Origin of the sequence: Neptunomonas antarctica, from assembly GCF_001305295.1 — a bacterium.
Lineage (GTDB): Bacteria > Pseudomonadota > Gammaproteobacteria > Pseudomonadales > Balneatricaceae > Neptunomonas > Neptunomonas antarctica.
Genome location: NZ_LJSI01000053.1, coordinates 635,977 through 653,913 on the forward strand (window position 1 = coordinate 635,977; position 17,937 = coordinate 653,913).

14 protein-coding genes are annotated in these 17,937 nt (G+C 44.9%); 11 read left to right on the top strand and 3 right to left on the bottom strand.

Annotated elements, in window-relative coordinates:
- Window positions 1-21 precede the first annotated feature (21 nt).
- The 7 genes from ftsB (at window position 22) to rpoS (ending at window position 5,679) form a co-directional block, all read left to right on the top strand.
- Window positions 22-321, top strand: coding sequence for a cell division protein FtsB (gene ftsB, locus Nant_RS17735; protein WP_054342962.1), 300 nt, complete (start codon window positions 22-24; stop codon window positions 319-321).
- A complete protein-coding gene (gene truD / locus Nant_RS17740; protein ID WP_054342963.1) occupies window positions 321-1,361 on the top strand; it encodes a tRNA pseudouridine(13) synthase TruD in 1,041 nt (346 codons plus the stop codon). The genes ftsB and truD overlap by 1 nt, the downstream gene beginning before the upstream one ends.
- Window positions 1,361-2,116 carry a 5'/3'-nucleotidase SurE gene (surE, locus tag Nant_RS17745; protein ID WP_202905034.1) on the top strand — a complete coding sequence of 252 codons (756 nt, stop codon included), beginning with the start codon at window positions 1,361-1,363 and terminating at the stop codon, window positions 2,114-2,116. Before truD ends, surE begins: the two co-directional genes overlap by 1 nt.
- Entirely contained in the window at window positions 2,095-2,778 is a 684-nt protein-coding gene (locus tag Nant_RS17750; protein WP_238377183.1) for a protein-L-isoaspartate(D-aspartate) O-methyltransferase, read from the top strand. The genes surE and Nant_RS17750 overlap by 22 nt, the downstream gene beginning before the upstream one ends.
- A 13-nt stretch (window positions 2,779-2,791) precedes the next feature.
- A complete protein-coding gene (locus tag Nant_RS17755; RefSeq protein WP_238377184.1) occupies window positions 2,792-3,730 on the top strand; it encodes a polyprenyl-phosphate transporter in 939 nt (312 codons plus the stop codon).
- A 231-nt stretch (window positions 3,731-3,961) separates the two neighbouring features.
- Window positions 3,962-4,645, top strand: a complete 684-nt coding sequence (locus tag Nant_RS17760) for a peptidoglycan DD-metalloendopeptidase family protein (protein ID WP_054342964.1) — start codon at window positions 3,962-3,964, stop codon at window positions 4,643-4,645.
- Window positions 4,646-4,689: 44 nt separating this feature from the next.
- Complete coding sequence (gene rpoS, locus Nant_RS17765) at window positions 4,690-5,679, top strand: RNA polymerase sigma factor RpoS (RefSeq protein WP_054342965.1); 990 nt, start codon at window positions 4,690-4,692, stop codon at window positions 5,677-5,679.
- Between the two features lie 9 nt (window positions 5,680-5,688).
- Here rpoS and fdxA read toward each other — a convergent pair whose 3' ends face one another.
- A complete protein-coding gene (fdxA, locus tag Nant_RS17770; RefSeq protein ID WP_054342966.1) occupies window positions 5,689-6,012 on the bottom strand; it encodes a ferredoxin FdxA in 324 nt (107 codons plus the stop codon).
- 37 nt (window positions 6,013-6,049) lie between these two features.
- Window positions 6,050-8,635 carry a DNA mismatch repair protein MutS gene (gene mutS / locus Nant_RS17775; protein WP_054342967.1) on the bottom strand — a complete coding sequence of 862 codons (2,586 nt, stop codon included), beginning with the start codon at window positions 8,633-8,635 and terminating at the stop codon, window positions 6,050-6,052.
- A gap of 285 nt (window positions 8,636-8,920) precedes the next feature.
- On the opposite strand from mutS, the gene Nant_RS17780 reads away from it, so the two are divergent.
- Entirely contained in the window at window positions 8,921-9,262 is a 342-nt protein-coding gene (locus tag Nant_RS17780) for a hypothetical protein (RefSeq protein WP_054342968.1), read from the top strand.
- A 1,010-nt stretch (window positions 9,263-10,272) separates the two neighbouring features.
- Window positions 10,273-13,416 carry an autotransporter domain-containing protein gene (locus Nant_RS17785; protein WP_162224956.1) on the top strand — a complete coding sequence of 1,048 codons (3,144 nt, stop codon included), beginning with the start codon at window positions 10,273-10,275 and terminating at the stop codon, window positions 13,414-13,416.
- 369 nt (window positions 13,417-13,785) lie between these two features.
- On the opposite strand, the gene Nant_RS17790 is transcribed toward Nant_RS17785, so the two are convergent.
- Window positions 13,786-14,508: a response regulator transcription factor gene (locus tag Nant_RS17790; protein WP_054342970.1), complete on the bottom strand. Its 723-nt coding sequence runs from the start codon at window positions 14,506-14,508 to the stop codon at window positions 13,786-13,788.
- Window positions 14,509-15,600: 1,092 nt separating this feature from the next.
- Here Nant_RS17790 and Nant_RS17795 point away from each other — a divergent pair.
- Both Nant_RS17795 and Nant_RS17800 read left to right on the top strand, forming a co-directional pair.
- On the top strand, window positions 15,601-17,196 hold the full coding sequence (locus tag Nant_RS17795) for a TolC family protein (protein WP_082400358.1): 1,596 nt from the start codon (window positions 15,601-15,603) through the stop codon (window positions 17,194-17,196).
- Entirely contained in the window at window positions 17,193-17,930 is a 738-nt protein-coding gene (locus Nant_RS17800; RefSeq protein ID WP_202905035.1) for an efflux RND transporter periplasmic adaptor subunit, read from the top strand. Before Nant_RS17795 ends, Nant_RS17800 begins: the two co-directional genes overlap by 4 nt.
- The last annotated feature ends 7 nt before the right edge of the window (window positions 17,931-17,937 follow it).

Consider the following 17,937-nt stretch of genomic DNA (forward strand, 5'->3'; position numbering starts at 1 on the left):
TTTTAGATTCTGAGGTAAGCTGTGTTTCGCTGGTTTATTGCATTACTGCTTTTGATTCTGCTAGGCCTTCAGTTTCGTCTCTGGTTTGGCGACGCTAATATTTTGTATGTCTTGGATTTACAGGAAAAGATTGGCGAACAAGTTCAAGAGAACGAACGTTTGCAGATGAGGAATAGCCAGCTTGAGGCTGAAGTGAGTGATCTGAAAAAAGGTCTTTCTGCAATAGAAGAACGAGCCCGTAGTGATCAGGGAATGGTTCGCGACGGTGAAACCTTTTATCAATTGATCGAACCTCAACCCGAGGCAACTAAGAGAAAATAATGGATCTGCCAACCCAGTATAGCTATCTTTATAGCAAGCCTGCCAGTCAGGCTGTTATGCGTCAAACTCCTGAAGACTTTTACGTTGTTGAAATCCCTTCTTTTGTACCTGAAGGTGAAGGAGAGCATGAGTTTATTTTGATTCGTAAAACGGGTGAAAATACTGATTGGGTGGCTAAATTATTGGCAAGCTTCTGTCAGATTCCTGTCAAAGATGTAGGCTATGCAGGGAAAAAAGATCGACACGCCATTACTGAGCAATGGTTTAGTGTGCGGTTGCCTCTCACCCGTAAAATCGACTGGTCGCTGTTTGGTGGTGATTCTATACAAGTACTGGACTCGGTACGCCATCAGCGAAAATTAAGATTAGGTGCATTGCTGGGTAATAGATTTACCATCAGGCTCAAGCACCTCACTAATGAAGCTGATTTTATAGAGCGTTTGGAAAAAATAAAACTAGGCGTACCAAATTACTTTGGAGAACAGCGATTTGGTCGCGATGGCGGTAACCTCGTCAAAGGTCTTGCTTTGATCAAGGGTGAGTTTAAAGAGCGCCAGCGACATAAAAAGGGATTATATATATCAGCGGTAAGGTCCTGGTTATTTAATCATGTTGCATCTGAGCGGGTCGCACAGGGATTGTGGGATAACATTATGCCTGGCGATATGATGATGCTTAACGGCTCACGGAGTCATTTCCTGGCCGAAGCAACGGATGATAGTTTAGTGGCGCGCTTGAAAGCCTATAATATTCATCTGAGTGGCCCATTGTGGGGGCGTGGAACTAGCTTAGTAACGGATGAAGGGGCGGTATGGGAAGGAAGCGTACTGGCATCTTTGGCTAGTATAACAGAAGGACTTGAGCATTTAGGGTTACAGCAGGAGCGCCGGGCGCTAAGATTAGTACCTGAGGGCTTACGGGCCGTTAAAGAATCAGAAGGGCAGTGGTTATTAAGTTTTTCTCTGCCGGCGGGTTCTTTCGCCACCAGTATATTGCGCGAGTTATGTGAAACTTTACAGGCTGAACCAGAAGAAAAATAATGATGAAAATTCTAATCTCTAATGATGATGGTGTTTATTCTCCCGGTCTGGAAGCGCTGGCGTTAGTGCTGGCTGAAGTGGCTGAGATACAAGTTGTTGCCCCTGATCGTAATCGCAGTGGCGCTAGTAATGCATTAACGATTAGTCGTCCGGTAGATGCGCATCGTCACGAGAATAATGGTTTTGTTAGTTTGAATGGCACGCCAACTGATTGCGTCCATATGGGTGTTTCCGGATTGTTCGGGGTCGTGCCGGATATTGTCGTATCAGGTATCAATGCAGGTTCTAATCTGGGAGATGATGTTATCTATTCCGGAACGGTCGCTGCGGCTATGGAAGGTCGTTCATTAGGTCTGCCTCCGATTGCTATTTCGGTGGCGGGTCATGATCCGCAGCACTATGCTACGGCTGCCGAGATAGCTAAAAGCATCATTATGCGTATCGACAAGCTCTCACTGCCTGCGCGTACAGTATTAAATGTCAATGTACCTGATTTGCCACTGTCTGAGATAAAAGGCATCCATATTACTCGCTTGGGGCATCGGGCAGCGGCAGGTAAGCCTGAAGCGGTGGCTGATCCCCGGGGTAAGATTCGTTACTGGGTCGCGGGTGTTGGGGATGCCGTGGATAAAGCGCCGGGTACCGATTTTTATGCTATTGAACATGGCTATGTATCTATCACACCTTTACATATTGATATGACCTTATATGCCGGTATGGATAATCTGGGTGAATGGTTAGAGGGTTTGCTGTGAATGATATTCGCCTTCAGGGCATTGGTATGACATCCAGGCGAACGCGGGATCGTCTTATCGTGCGGCTACGAGAGCAAAATATCCAGGATGAGAAAGTGCTTGCTGTTATTAAAGAAACCCCAAGGCATATTTTTATTGATGAAGCGCTGGCGCATCGGGCCTATGAAGACACCGCATTACCGATCAGTTTTAACCAGACAATATCACAGCCTTACATTGTTGCAAAAATGACTGAGGTGCTGCTTGCGGGGGGGCCGTTAAAACATGTTTTAGAAGTAGGAACCGGCTCTGGTTATCAGACAGCAATATTAGCACAACTAGTAGAGCAGGTATTTTCTGTCGAGCGCATCAAGCCCTTACAGGATAAAGCGAGGCATCGATTTCGTCAGATGGGGCTTAAAAATATTAGGTTGCAGCATACTGATGGCGGTATGGGGTGGTCATCAAAAGCACCGTTTGATGGAATTATGGTAACAGCGGCACCGCAGGAAATACCTGAAGAACTATTAGCTCAGCTAGCGATCGGTGGGCGCTTGGTGATTCCTGTAGGGCAAGAGCAGCAGCAGTTAAAGTTGGTTGTTCGGGTCAATGTTAGGGATTATGACACCCGTATCATTGAAAATGTTAGATTTGTGCCTTTATTGGCGGGAACAATACAGTAAGGAGATACATATTGTGAGTCAGCGTCGTAGCCTAAAAGATTATTTTATATTGGCGTGTAAAGGTATCTTAATGGGCGCGGCTGATGCCGTGCCAGGCGTGTCAGGTGGGACTATCGCTTTTATTACGGGCATTTATGAAGAGTTAATTGGTAGTATTCGCCGTTTTGATATTGATGCAGTCAAATTGTTATTCAGCGATGGGCCTGGTGCTTTTTGGGACCATGTGAATGGTAATTTTCTAGTGACTTTACTGAGTGGTATTGCCATTAGTTTGCTGACACTTTCTCACATTGTATTATTCATGCTGGCTACCTACCCGGTTATGCTCTGGTCATTTTTCTTTGGCTTGATTCTCGCGTCGACCTGGGTTATTTCTCGCCATATTACGCATTGGAATATGACTTCTACTATACTTTTTCTCCTGGGTGCCGTATCAGCTTACGTAGTGACCAGTATTGTGCCCACTGAAATTGAAGTGACCTCCCTTGCTGTGTTCTTGTCAGGCGCTGTGGCTATCTGCGCCATGATTCTCCCGGGAATATCTGGCTCGTTTATTTTGCTCTTATTAGGTATGTACGGGCCGGTGTTGTTGGCGGTAAAAAATCTGGAGCTGTCTATTATTGGATTATTTATGGCGGGATGTGCTGTGGGTTTACTAAGCTTCTCGCGGCTACTTAACTGGTTGTTTACCTCCTATCGGATGTTTACTCTTGCTTTAATGTCTGGCTTTCTACTGGGCTCATTAAATAAAGTGTGGCCGTGGAAGTATACAACGGCTTATACGTTCGACAGGCAGGGGAAGCAGATACCTCTAGTGCAGGACAACGTTTCTCCTTTTAATTATGAAGTATTAAACGGTCAGGATTCTTTTATGGTGGCATCTATTGCATTGCTTATTTTAGGTATGGCAATTGTGCTTTGGATGGAAAGAGTTCAGTCTGCGAATCGATGAATTGTGTATATCAGCCGGAATAAAGTAAGGGTCAATATCAAATTCGTTTTGTTGGTTTCCGTGCTTCTAATGCTGGGAGGATGCTCATCAGGGTATGCCCCTGTCAGTGACCAATCTATTACACAAAATAACAGAATAGAAATTGTTAGTTCATCTCGAAACAAAAGAGCACCTGCAACTTATCGTGTCAGAAGCGGAGATACGCTTTATTCCATTGCCTGGCGATACGGGTTGGATTACCGTGAATTATCGAGTATTAATAATATTGGCCGGGACTTTCGCATTAATGTTGGTCAGAAGTTACGTTTAAAAGACTCTCGTACTGTATCAAAGACTGCCGCTACTTCTTCTGTCAATAATTCTGCGAACGCTGCGGGTGCGAAAAGTGATGTAAAGGCTGGGTCAGTCACTACAAAAATAAACACCCGTGTCGGTACTGCAAAAAATCAAGCGTCGTTGAACACAGAAAAACAATTGGCGGCAGTGAAGCCTGCAAAACCATCGTCTTCGAATGTGTCTGTTTCATCTTATAGCAGTACGCAAAAAGTAAACTGGCAATGGCCGGCGCATGGAAACATTATTGGTAAATATTCATCAGCAAGTAATATTAACAAAGGTATTAATCTGGAGGGTAAGCGAGGTGACCCTGTTTATGCGGCCGCTACCGGGAAAGTGGTGTATGCAGGCAATGGCTTATTGGGTTATGGAAATTTGATTATTATCAATCATAATCAGGAATATCTCAGTGCGTATGCACATAATAGTCGAATTTTAGTAAAAGAAAATGATAGTGTTAATGTTGGAGCGCAAGTTGCCGAAATAGGTAATAGTGGTGCTACACGTATAATGCTGCATTTTGAAATCCGCAAGGATGGTAAACCAGTAAATCCGCTTCAATATCTGCCTAAACGGTAGGTAAATATAATTATTATAATAGTGATAGATAGGTGATAACGGTGATGACAAGTCTTGATGAAAATGAGATGGACAGTGATGATTTGCCAATCGATTCGGAAGGCAGTAAAGCGTCTAATATAGATGCTGTTGAACAAGAGCCTGAGTTCATGAATAGCGGGCGAGGTCGTGGAAGTCTGGCTCACAAAGATTTAATGAATGCCAAGTCTTTAGACGCTACTCAGCTGTACCTCAATGAGATTGGTTTTTCGCCGTTATTAAGCGCAGATGAGGAAGTATACTTTTCACGGCTGGCACTCAAAGGGGATGAAAAAGCACGCAAGCGCATGATAGAGAGTAACCTTCGTTTGGTGGTTAAAATCTCTCGTCGATATATTAACCGTGGTTTGACGCTGCTTGATTTAATTGAAGAAGGTAATCTGGGGCTTATTCGTGCCGTCGAAAAATTTGATCCTGAGCGTGGCTTCAGGTTTTCTACCTATGCTACCTGGTGGATAAGACAAACTATTGAACGTGCCATTATGAATCAGACGCGCACAATCCGGTTGCCTATTCATGTCGTTAAAGAGCTGAATGTGTATCTGCGTGCTGCGCGTGAATTGTCTCAGACATTGGATCATGAGCCTTCTGCAGATGAAATCGCTGAGCTACTCAGTAAGCCGGTTGATAAGGTACAGAAAGTACTTAGGTTGAATGAGCGTGTCACCTCTATTGATATCCCTATGGGTGATTCGGATAAATCTGCTATAGAAACGATTGCCGATACACAAACATCTGATCCTGAAATTTTACTGCAGAATACTAATATTAGCGGTAATCTTGAAAAATGGTTGGATATGCTTCCCGATAAGCATGCTGAAGTATTGTCGCGACGTTTTGGTCTGCGTAACTATGATATGAGTACGCTGGAGCAAGTAGGAACAGAAATTGGCCTGACACGTGAGCGTGTCAGACAAATTCAGGTTGAGGCGTTACGTAAGTTACGTGAAATCGTTGAGAAAAATGGTCTTAGTAGCGAAGATTTACTGACATAAAGCCCTTCGCTATTTAATTAAAAAGACAAGCTTATCGTGTTTGTCTTTCCATTCTTCAGCGTCTTCGAGTGGTTCCGTTCGTTCTGTTATGTTGGGCCACTTTTCTGCAAGGTCGGCATTCAATTGAATAAAATTCTGCTGATCATCCGGTACTTCATCATCCAGAAAAATTGCTTCAGCAGGACATTCCGGTTCACATAGACCACAGTCTATACATTCATCAGGGTGAATAACCAAAAAATTCTCACCTTCGTAAAAACAATCTACCGGGCAAACTTCCACACAGTCAGTATATTTACAGCGAATGCAGTTTTGCGTTACGACGTAGGTCATTGTCTACCTCCATGCTTAATTATTATGATTTTCATTATCAAAGTTTGCTTTTCAGTGAATATAACAGTTCTAATGCCTGACGTGGAGTGAAGTTATCCAGATCAGTCTGTTTTAGTTGCTCGACAACGGGATGTATGACCGAATTAAACATGTCATTTTGTACCGGTGGCGGGCTCTCAATGTGGGTACCCGCAGCAACCGTTTCAGTTTCTAACTGAATCAGTTTCTGTCTCGCCTGAGAAATGACGTGAGCAGGCACACCGGCGAGTTGTGCTACCTGTAAACCATAGCTCTGGCTGGCGGGGCCATCATGAACCTCGTGCATGAAAACGATAGTGTCCTGATGTTCCAGTGCTGTCAGGTGAACATTGTAAACACCCTCTTGCTGATCAGGGAGCGCTGTTAGTTCAAAGTAATGGGTCGCAAATAGCGTAAAGGCTTTAATCTGCTGGGCAAGAAATTCAGCGGCTGACCACGCCAGAGATAAGCCATCAAATGTACTGGTTCCGCGTCCGACTTCGTCCATTAATACGAGGCTATATTCTGTCGCATTGTGCAGAATATTGGCCGTTTCAGTCATCTCTACCATAAAGGTAGAGCGCCCACCTGCCAGATCATCAGAAGACCCCATGCGGGTAAAAATACGATCCATTATGCCGATGTCGACCTGCTCGGCCGGTACGTAGCTTCCAATATGCGCCAGCAGACAAATTAAGGCTGCCTGTCGCATGTAGGTGGATTTACCCCCCATATTCGGGCCGGTAATAATAAGCATGCGTCGCTCAGGATCCAGAGACAGATCATTGGCAACAAAAGGTGCATCCAGCACAGATTCCACTACCGGGTGGCGACCTCCAATAATTCTTAATTGAGGAGTCTCATGCAAACGGGGTGCACTAAAATTGAGAGTGTCCGCTCTTTCGGCCAGGTTATTGAGCGTATCCAGCTCAGCTAATGCCTGCGCGCAATCTTGCAATGCGGGAAGCTGCTCAGCTAATGCGGCAATGAGCGATTCATAGAGCGCTTTTTCCCGTGCCAGCGAACGGCTTTTTGCGCTGAGTGCTTTGTCTTCGAAGTTTTTCAGTTCGGGGGTAATAAAACGTTCAGCATTTTTAAGCGTCTGGCGACGAATATAATCAGCAGGTGCCGCATCGGCCTGGCCTTTACTGATTTCAATAAAGTAACCATGGACGCGATTGTAACCCACCTTTAAGGTTGAAATGCCGGACCGCTCGCGCTCTTGCTGTTCAAGCCTGATCAGATACTCGCCGGCATTTTCGCTGATATTTCGTAACTCATCCAATTCTGCATCATAGCCTTCAGCAATCACGCCACCCTCGCGAATAATGACGGGAGGGTTATCCATAATGGCTTTCTGTAACAACTCGGCCTGCTCTGGGAATTCGCTAATGGCTTTAGCTAAAGTCTGAATATGATCGGCGCGAGATTCATCCGTCAGGAAGCTTTGCAGCTCAGGTAAACGCTGCAAAGCATCCCTTAAGCGTTCTAAATCGCGTGGTCGTGCTGATCCTAGTCCTACACGGGATAATATCCGCTCGATATCACCAATCCCTTTGAGTGTTTCAGCGAGTGTTTCATAGCGATAGTTTTGCTGTAACCACTGGATAGAGTGCTGGCGCTGTACCAGTATGTTTTTATCTCTTAGAGGTTGGTTCAACCAGCGTCGCAGTAAGCGGCTGCCCATCGGCGTGGCCGTATTGTCCATCACACTAAGCAGGGTGTTTTCACGTCCGCCAGCCAGATTCTGATCAATTTCCAGATTCCTACGTGTAGCAGCATCAAGAATAACGGTGTTCGAGCGTTGTTCAATTTGGAGCCGACGAATATGCGGCAAAGAGGAGCGCTGCGTATCCTTAGCATACTGCAGCAGGCATCCCGCTGCGCCAATGGCAATATGCATTTCAGCACAGCCAAAACCTTCAAGGTCTTGTGTGTTAAATTGTTGGCATAACAAGCGTTTTGAGGTTTCTGGTTCAAAATTCCAGGGTGCCTGAGAGCGAATGCCTTTACGGCCTTTGAGCAGAGTTTCCAGATTACTTTCATCGTTATAAAGTATTTCAGCGGGCTTCAGGCGCTCCAGCTCTGCCAATAGTGAATCGTCATCTTCAAGCTCCATCAAACTAAAACGGCCGGTGCTGATATCGACTAACGACACGCCATACCTGGACTGCGATGAGTAGATCGCGAGTAGAATATTGTCGCGGGACTCATCCAGAAACGCTTCATCGCTCAATGTTCCCGGCGTAACAATGCGCGCAACTTTACGTTCCATCGGGCCTTTGCTTGCGCCCGGATCACCATACTGCTCGCAAATCACAACCGACTCGCCTGCTCTTACGATCTTAGCTATATAGCCTTCAGCCGCATGGTAAGGCAGCCCGGCCATCGGGATCGCATTGCCACCTGTTTTACCTCGAGCCGTCAGTGATATATTCAATAACACGGAGGCGCGTTTAGCATCATCATAAAACAGCTCATAAAAGTCACCCATCCGGTAAAAAACTAATTGGTCCGGATATTCAGCTTTAATTTTAAAATATTGCTGCATCATGGGTGTGTGTTCAGGCTTTACGTCTATTGTTTTAGCTGTCTTTTTACTCATTATAAATCTATTATGCCTATATAAAACAATTGCTTATATGTTTTCTTGTTGGGTTAGACTGTCCATAGTGTTTCATTTTTTTTAATTAAAAAGTTACACTTTTTTTGTTCAGTGAGCCCCAGCGCTTGATCATAAGTTCATGGGAATCTTGTACTAATAAAAGAGATCAAAACAAGTGATGCAGGTTACCAAATCAGCCGCTAAACCGCTATCGTCAAGGGCTATCGACACAATGAAGCCTGGTGCCAAGGTAAAGTCAGGTTGAAGTTCTGGACTGAAGGGTAAGTGCAACTTGGAGCCATAAATAGCACTGGTGTTCTAAAGCTTAGACAAGCTTTAGAAATAATGAGTCATTATTTGTCAGACGAGGCTGAGAGGAATGGTGAGGAACTGTCAAAGATTGACGCCTCTTCCCTAGTTAGCTCCTGCGTTAATCATATTCTTGGTGAAACTGATATATCGATTGCTATTGAGTTCTCTGAATTAAGGAATAGGTTATTTTCAGAAACACTTTCATTGGCAGACCCTCAAATAGAGCAGTTACTTGACTCACCACCGTTTTACATTAAAACAGTGGTCTCTGTATTGTTATCAGGTATTAAGCATGAGCAAGATGCGGCTCAATAGCATGCAGTTGGTAATATTAGTACGTTCATTCATCCGATTTGGTCTCACATACCTGAAAAGGATAGATGGCAAATAGGTAACGCTTATCGAGATGCAACGGCTGCCGGGAACATTGCTGCTACTAAAGGATTAAAAAATGCATTACTAAAAGTAAATGGCTTTGATTACGTACCCGAAAACTTACGATCGGCCACCTTCAAGAAGGCTGCAAAATCTATTATTGATGCTCACTTTTCCTTGAATAACTTTTATACCGAAGCTCCCCTTGTTTCAAACTTGTCGAAGCTCGGAAGCTCGATTCCTGCACCAGCATTTATAGAATGTGTGCAAGCTATCTATGTGTTTATCTGGGTAATGCCTACGGATGTATTAAAACTTGTTCAGGCACTCGCTAATGGGGATGATTCCCGAATTCAGAGTATTGCGAAGAAACTTTATAAGAAAACTAGACAGTAAAAATCTAACAAGTCAACGCACGCGAAATTAGTAAGGCTGTCACCTTCACCAAGCCGGTGTTTGAGGCGTTACTGTCCGTGCTATTAACTTGTGCGCTTGACGGGAAGCTTACAGAGGGATTTGGTTGTTTGTGGCCAGAAGTCTAGCAAGTCCAAACTAAACCGTCCCCAGTATTGTGTGTCTAGGAAAGTCTGGGAAGTCCAATATTGGGTCTCTTGTTTATGTAGTGACGTCCATTATTTCTCTCATGATGACCAGACACACTAAGCCGATCTGAACCTAACTTGCTTAGCTCGAGGCATGCAATCACACTAGAATCGCTCGGTCAATTAACTAGTAAAAGGTACTTTGATAAAGCTTTATACGTCCAAAAAAATACTTTTATGACACCGTAAAGGTTGGCTCGTTGCTAATTTCTGTTACATTGGCCCCAAGTTCCCACTAAACCTCCTCCTTTCCCGATATAAACATCCATAGAATGACCTAGCCGGATACGTAGGCTGATTCATGGATATGCTATTTTTTCATCGGGCTGGTTATTTATGGTTGTACAAATGAATCGCACATTTAAAGTTATTTGGAATGTCAGTCGTCAAGTCTGGATGGTCACGGGTGAACTTACCAGAGGCAAAAGTAAAAGCAGCACGGCTGCATCAGCCTCTAAATTCATACCCACTCTAAGCTCTGCGCTCTTGGCGACAGGACTCAGTGCTATCGCACTACCAGCATGGAGTGTGGACACCTCTCGGACCGGTGCTAGCGGCGATTGGTTTACAACGGATAACTGGGATACCAATGCGGTCCCTACTTCATCTGATAATACGTTTATAGATAACGACGGTGCAGCACAAGTAAGTTCAGGTACAGCGCAGGCTAGGGACCTTTCCGTTGGTTTTTCAGGTAACGGCACACTCGATATCACCAATGGCGGCGCGGTTAGCAATACTTTTGGCTTCATAGGTCGCAACTCAGGCAGCAGCATCAGCAGCGTTACAGTCGATGGTGTCGGCTCTAGCTGGACTAATAGTGGCAACCTTTCCGTTGGTCATTCAGGTGACGGAACTCTCAACGTTAGCGATGGCGGCACGGTGAGCAATAATCGTGGTTTCATAGGTTTCGGCTTAGGTAGTACCAGTAGGGCCACCGTTGATGGTGCCGGCTCTAGCTGGACTAATAGTGATAGCCTTTACGTTGGTGATTCAGGTAACGGAACACTTGAAATCACCAATGGCGGCGCGGTGAGCAATACTGTTGGTTATATAGGTCATAAGTTAGACGGGATCAGTAGTGCCACCGTTGATGGTGCCGACTCTACCTGGGCTAATAGTGATCGCCTTTACGTTGGTGATGTAGGTGAGGGAACACTCGACATCACCAATGGTGGCGCGGTTAGCAATACTGTTGGCTATATAGGTTACAACACAGTTAGCAAAGGCTGGGTAACTGTTGATGGTGCCGGCTCTAGCTGGACTAATAGTGATGACCTTTACGTTGGTGATTTGGGTGACGCAGCACTCGCCATAAGCAATGGCGGTGCAGTGAGCAATACATTTGGCTACATAGGTCGTCAATCAGGCAGTACCGGCAACGTGACTGTCGATGGTGCTAGCTCTAGCTGGACTAATAGCTCCAGGCTTTACGTTGGTAGTTCAGGTGATGGAACACTCGACATCGCCAATGGCGGCGCGGTTAGCAATACTTTTGGCTATATAGGTTACGACTCGGGTAGCACGGGTAGCGTTACTGTCGATGGTACTGGCTCTAGCTGGGCTAATAGTAGCGAACTTATCGTTGGTGAGTTAGCTAACGGAACACTTGAAATCACCAATGGCGGCGCGGTGAGCAATACTAATGGGTTCATAGGTTACAACTCAGGTAGTACCGGCAGCGTTACTGTCGATGGCAGCGGCTCTAGCTGGACTAATAGTGACGACCTTTTCGTGGGTTCGTCAGGTGACGGAGCTCTCGACATCAGCAATGGTGGTACTGTCAATGTTAATTCTGGTACAGGCACAGTATCTATTGGCGGCAGTCCAGGCTCTACAGGCACACTTAATATTGGCGCCGCAAGTGGTGACACGGCTGTCGCTGCCGGCACACTGAGTGCCGCATCTGTCTCATTTGCTGCCGGTACAGGCGCTTTAGCATTCAATCATACCGAAACTGACTATACATTTTCACCTACTATTAGTGGCGCTGGCTCAATCGGGTTACTCTCTGGCAGTACTCGCTTTACCGGTGCGTTAACAGGGTATACCGGTACGCTGACTGTCGATGGTGGCACCTTAGCTATTCAGAGTGGCGAGACATTGTCTCTGGGTGGTAATTACACACAAGCAGCATCAGGTGTTATTTCTCTTGGCGTTACCAATACCGCTTCGTTCGGTAAGCTTATTGTCGCTGGCACAGCTACACTTGCTAGTAATGCTCAAATTAACGTCGATGTGGCAGGCTTGAGTACGCCCCCTAGCTTAACTAACGTTATCTTGGCAGGCACATTAACATCAGACGGCTCGTTTGTGGTGACAGATAATTCACTGCTATTTAACTTTGACGCCGTCAAAGACGGCAACACGGTTGATCTCACGCTAGCCTCTGCAGCCACCGCCCAGTCTTTGACCACTAAAAGGTCAACATTAGGTGCAGCAGCAACCATTGATAGCATCATTAGCACTAATCCTACGGGCGAGATAGCAAGCAGTCTCATTTCGCTTACCACCGTACAAGAAGTGACGGATGCCGTTGAATCATTACTTCCTGGCAATTCAAGTGGCATGGCCCAAACGACTAATATTAGTACCAATGCTGTAACGGGTATTGTGGCTTCACGCCAAGATTTAACGCGCGGCCTATCATCAGGTGATGACTTTATAACTGACCGTCATATTTGGGTTAAACCGTTTGGTGGTTGGGCAGAGCAAGATACCCGCCAAGGTGTCACAGGTTATGACGTTGATAGTTATGGTTTAGCCTTGGGTATGGATCGTGATGTCTCATCATCATGGAATGCAGGCTTGGCACTGGCTTACATCAACAGTGATGTTGCAAGCACTTTAGCTGCTGGCGCGCAATCCGTTGATATTGATACTTACTTAGCCAAAGTCTATGCCACTAACATGCTTGACGCCACGACAGCCTTAAACCTTCAAGCTGGTTTAGGCTTCTCAAACTACGATAGTAATCGCCGTATTTTCACAGGCGATGTTGCCAGTGCCGGTTACGATAGCTGGAATGTACAACTCAGTGCTGAACTTGAACGCAGCTACCAAGTCAGCGATAAAACAGTCATGACACCGTATGTGCATGCTGATTATGGTTATACCAATGTAGATGGCTACACTGAATCAGGTGCAGGTGCATTAAGCTTAAATGTGGCTAATGATAGTGCTGACAGCTTAATTATCGGTACAGGCGTAAAAGCCAACCATACCGTATCAGATAGTCTGTTACTGATGGCCAATGCCGGTATTGGATATGATGTAATGACTGATCGAACCAGTCTCACATCCTCGTTTGCAGGCGGTGGTGCGCAATTTACTACTGAAGGAATTGAACCTGATGAGTGGGTTTATAACGCAGGTCTCGGTGCTAAATACATTTTAGACAATGGCGCTGAAATTACAGCGAGCTACAACATTGATGCTCGCCAAGATTTCACAGATCAGTCGGTCAGTGTTAATTTTAGAATGATGTTCTAAAGACACATCATCAAGACAAACAAGAGAGGCGCCTTCGGGTGCTTTTTTATATTGAAACAACGCACCCTATGGTTTATCGCTCTGCTACTCTCTGGCTGCGCTAGTGTGCCCTTGCCACAACAGCGGCAAAATATTGCAAATCAACTTGCAGCAAACCACAGCTGGCAAGCCAAACTTATTCAAGCATCACCTTTTCTGTCGGTATACAAACCCTCTTACCGGAAAATTTGTACAGATAAAATTAGGGAACTCCTGATGCTTAATCATAGTTAGGTATCGCTTCAGCAATCCCTGTAGCTATGGGAGGTAGGTGGAGGGTTTTTCTAGTAAAGAGCGAAGTCAAGTAAAGATATTAGGTATCATGGGTTTTCAGTTGATCTGATGCTGCTGGTTCATGCCTTTTTTTGTGTAGTCGGTGGTAAGAACCCAGCCTTGAGCAGGTACGTTTTTAATAATGTCGTACTTTATTTTCTTACGTAACTCGCATAATAAGTTTTTTAATGCCGAGTCAGTCATATATGTTTGTGGCCATATACTATTGGCAATGGTGTTTCTTGTTACTAAGCGGCCAGCATTATGTAAGAACAACTCAAGTAATAAGCGTTCTTTTTTACCAAGGCTTGTAAGTTTTAAATCGATTATTAAAGAGCATGTTAAAAAACAGTAACGAATATTTTCAGCAATGTGATAAATAGAAAGCTTATGCTCTAATTGTTGACCAATGCGCTCAAAAATGGGATTGAGTTCTTTAAATGGAAGCGGCTTAATGAAATAACCATCAACGCGTAAATTTGCTGCACGTAATAAATGCTTGCGTTCAGATAATGCTGATAAAACGATGATAGGAATGTCGTAATTTTCTTCGCGAATTTTATCAATAAAAGTCAGGCCATCTTCGTCTGAGAGTTGAATGTCAATAATAATGATATCAATTTGTGATGTGTTGTAATAATGCATGGCAGAGCTGACATCATGAGCGAGTATTACAGACTTAAACATGGGAGAAAAAAGTGAATATGCATCTCTTTTTACATGGATGTCGTCGTCAATAAAAAGTAAATTAAGACTTTGCAAAATGATATGCGATTGCATGTATTACGGCGCCTTTTTTCATTGAGACCTTTGCGCGATAGTAGTAAACGCGCTCCCTTTTAATTTAATACGTTTTTTAAGCTGAAAACTTAATAAACGCGTAGTATCAGTAAAGCGCTTCCTTATCTTTACCTTTTTCACGCCGGCTTCAGGGTCTTGATCTACCCTGGGTTATACCTGCAGACCTCGTTTGAGGTTGTGCGCCACTTACATTAACTCAGAGCGCATACGGTTTCGGTCAATACCGAGGTGACGTGCTTTAGCTCTTGTGTAATGTTGTTTTAAGACACCAAAGACGGGTTCGTTATCCGCGTAAACAGACGATTCGTTACCGCTAAATATGTCACTGAATAGTTAGATGATATATTTTACCTGATTACTCCAATTATGTAGTCTTTTGGTATACAGCTTTTTTAAAAAACCCCAGAACAATGATGTATATCAATGGTTAAGGCGTCTGCAATTAAATTCAGCACTATGAGGCTAGGTATATTATAGCTTTCATTGGTAAATCAATGGATTGTCCGCTTATATTTGCTAGCAATGAAATCAGTTATAAACGTCGCCTAATGCGTAAAGAGAAGTTTCTTGGTTTCATCGAGCAGGGGTTCCCCGATAGTATACGCAGCATAGTTTTCGATGCGGATTATATTTAATTCATCTAATATAAGAATGTCAGCATCTGGTTATTTGCAGCGTTTTAGGAAAGATAAATATTTAATTTCAATAAATAGTAAGGACTTCAAAAAATATTATTTACCAAACCGGTTTTATTCATATTCTGTTCATGTTTGGTTGATGTTTTTTGTTAGATGCCTCGCCGGCCAGTTTAGTACAAGGCACCGAAGAGAGATAGTTCATCCATTTTCTTAGAATTTTTGGTTGCATCGTTAGTTAAATTTTTATATCAGACTGCTTTGAGACTTCATCGCGTATATTCTTTGCCGATATATTAAGACTATATTTTCATACTTATACCTGAGTGCGTGGAGAGTGCGCAGCAGAAGTGAAATATATGATTTCGTCATATTTCTGACTAATAGCTCGAATTATGATTTTTCCCCTCAAAGTATTAAAAGGATAGAAGCGCACATGTTTAAGCGAACTTTGCTGGCAACCTCACTGACCATTGTTTTGAGTGGCTGTTCAATTACACCCAACGTAATTTCTCCTGATCAGGTCGCTTCAACCGCACAGGCAGATATCGATCTGCTATCACGGAGTCAATCCGTAGAAGGCGTTGTTACGCTAAATGAAGCGATTGCCCGTGCCGTTCTGAATAACCGTGATAAAAAGCTGAAGTTATTAGAGTCTGCTCTTGCCCAAGGGCAGATAGACCTGATTCAGCATGGAATGCTGCCTAGCCTGACAGCCTCTGCCGGGTATTCAAAACGGGATGAGTATGCCGGTTCTGCCAGTGTTAGTTTCTCTGACGGCGAACCTGATGCATTGGATCCGGATCCTGCCTACTCTGTGTCTCAAAGCAAAGAACACGATACCCAAAATGTTGCCTTTACCTGGAATGTTCTGGACTTCGGGCTTTCGTATGTGCGTGCAAATCAGTATGCCGATCGTTACCTGATAAGTAAGGAACGTGAGCGCAAGGTCGTACATAACATCACGCAGGATGTACGTGCAGCCTATTGGCGTGCAGTCTCAGCTGAGCGACTTTTGACGAAGATTAACCCACTGATAGGGCACGCTAGCGTAGCGCTTAAAAACTCTCGCGAAATAGAAACTCAGCAGCTGCGTTCGCCTCTGGAAGCGCTTTATTATCAGCGGGAGTTGCTTGATATTCTTCGCGCTTTGCAGTCCGTGCGTCAGGATCTGATGGGCGCGAAAACCGAGTTGACCAGCTTATTGGGGCTCAAGCCTGGTACTGCATTTGAACTGGCGGATGTGAATACGTCCCGGCACCAGATTCCTGAATTGTCTGTCGAGCTTGAACAGATGGAAGAGCTGGCACTGCAGCAGCGTCCTGAGTTGATTGAAAACCATTACCAAAAGCGTATATCGGCTGCTGAAACTAAGGCTGCTATGTTAGACATGCTGCCCGGTATTAACTTAACCGCTGGTGTTTATAAGGATAGTAATGAGTATCTGCTCAATCAGGATTGGACCAGCATGGGTGCTCAGATTAGCTGGAACCTGTTTGATGTGTTCAAGATCGGAGCAGAGAACCGTATGGCTAAGACTAGGGATGCTCTGGTCGAAGAGCAGCGCTTAGCTACTTCCATGGCTGTGCTGACCCAAGTACACCTTGCTAATATTCGCTATAACCAGGCGCGCAAAAGCTTTGATCTTGCTAGCAGCTATCTGGATGTGGCAGAAAGAATCAGTGAGCAGACTGAGAACTCAGCCCGAATGAAGCGTGCTTCGCCGCTTGATCTGATCCGAGAGTCTCTCAACACCTTGCTGGCAGAGCTACGCCGTGATGTTGCTTATGCTGACCTGCAAAACAGCTATGGTCGTGTCTATGTCACTATGGGGATGGATTTACTGCCAGCAAACTACACCGAGGTTGGTTTAAAAGATCTGAGCCAGCAGATCGGCGAGCGTTTTGAACAGTGGCAAAAAGGCGAGCTGCAACTGAGCGCTGAACAGGTTAAAACAGAGACGGATAAATCCGCTGCTGTGAAAATAAGTGAGCAGCCTGTCGTTGCATTCGCAGAAGACAAAGTGAAATGATGCGAAAAGCATGTGTCTTTGCGCTGAACGCATCATTTCTGTTGGCTTCGGGTGCCAGTTTCGGTGCTGATTATGAAGCACGTGCCGTTATTAATGCGCTCGACCGTGCGATTTTATCGGGGGAGATTGCTGCGAAAGTCGATCGGCTTCCCCTTCGTCCAGGAGACGCCTTTGTAAAAGGCGATCTCCTTGTGGCGCTCGACTGTGCTTTGTATGAGGCTCAGACGGCTAAGGTTTCTGCTGAGGTTAAAGGGGCTAGAATCAAGCGTAATAACGCACAAGATTTGAATGCACTTCACTCGATAGGGGCGCTGGATGTTGCTTTGGCTCAGTCAGAGTATTCGCAATCATTAGCTGAGCTACGTATCGCCAAACTGAATACTGAACGTTGTGAAATACACGCTCCCTGGGAAGGGCGTGTCGTCAGCCTATTGGTTAATGCTCATGAAAATATTCGTCAACAGCAGGCGTTAATTGAAATTGTCGGAGATCGTCAGCTTGAAGCTGAAGTAGTAGTGCCGGCTGCCTGGATCTCCTGGCTAACAGTCGGGATGCCTTTGCAGCTGCAGGTAGATGATGTTGCCGCAGAGGTAGAGGCGAGCGTGGCCACAATAATCCCAGCGATCGATACCGTTAGTCAGACTGTCCTTGTACGTGTAGCACTACCCGTTGATTCCAATTTGATACCTGGCATGAGTGCCATCGCCCGATTTGATGTGCCACAGGCTCAGTGAAAATACA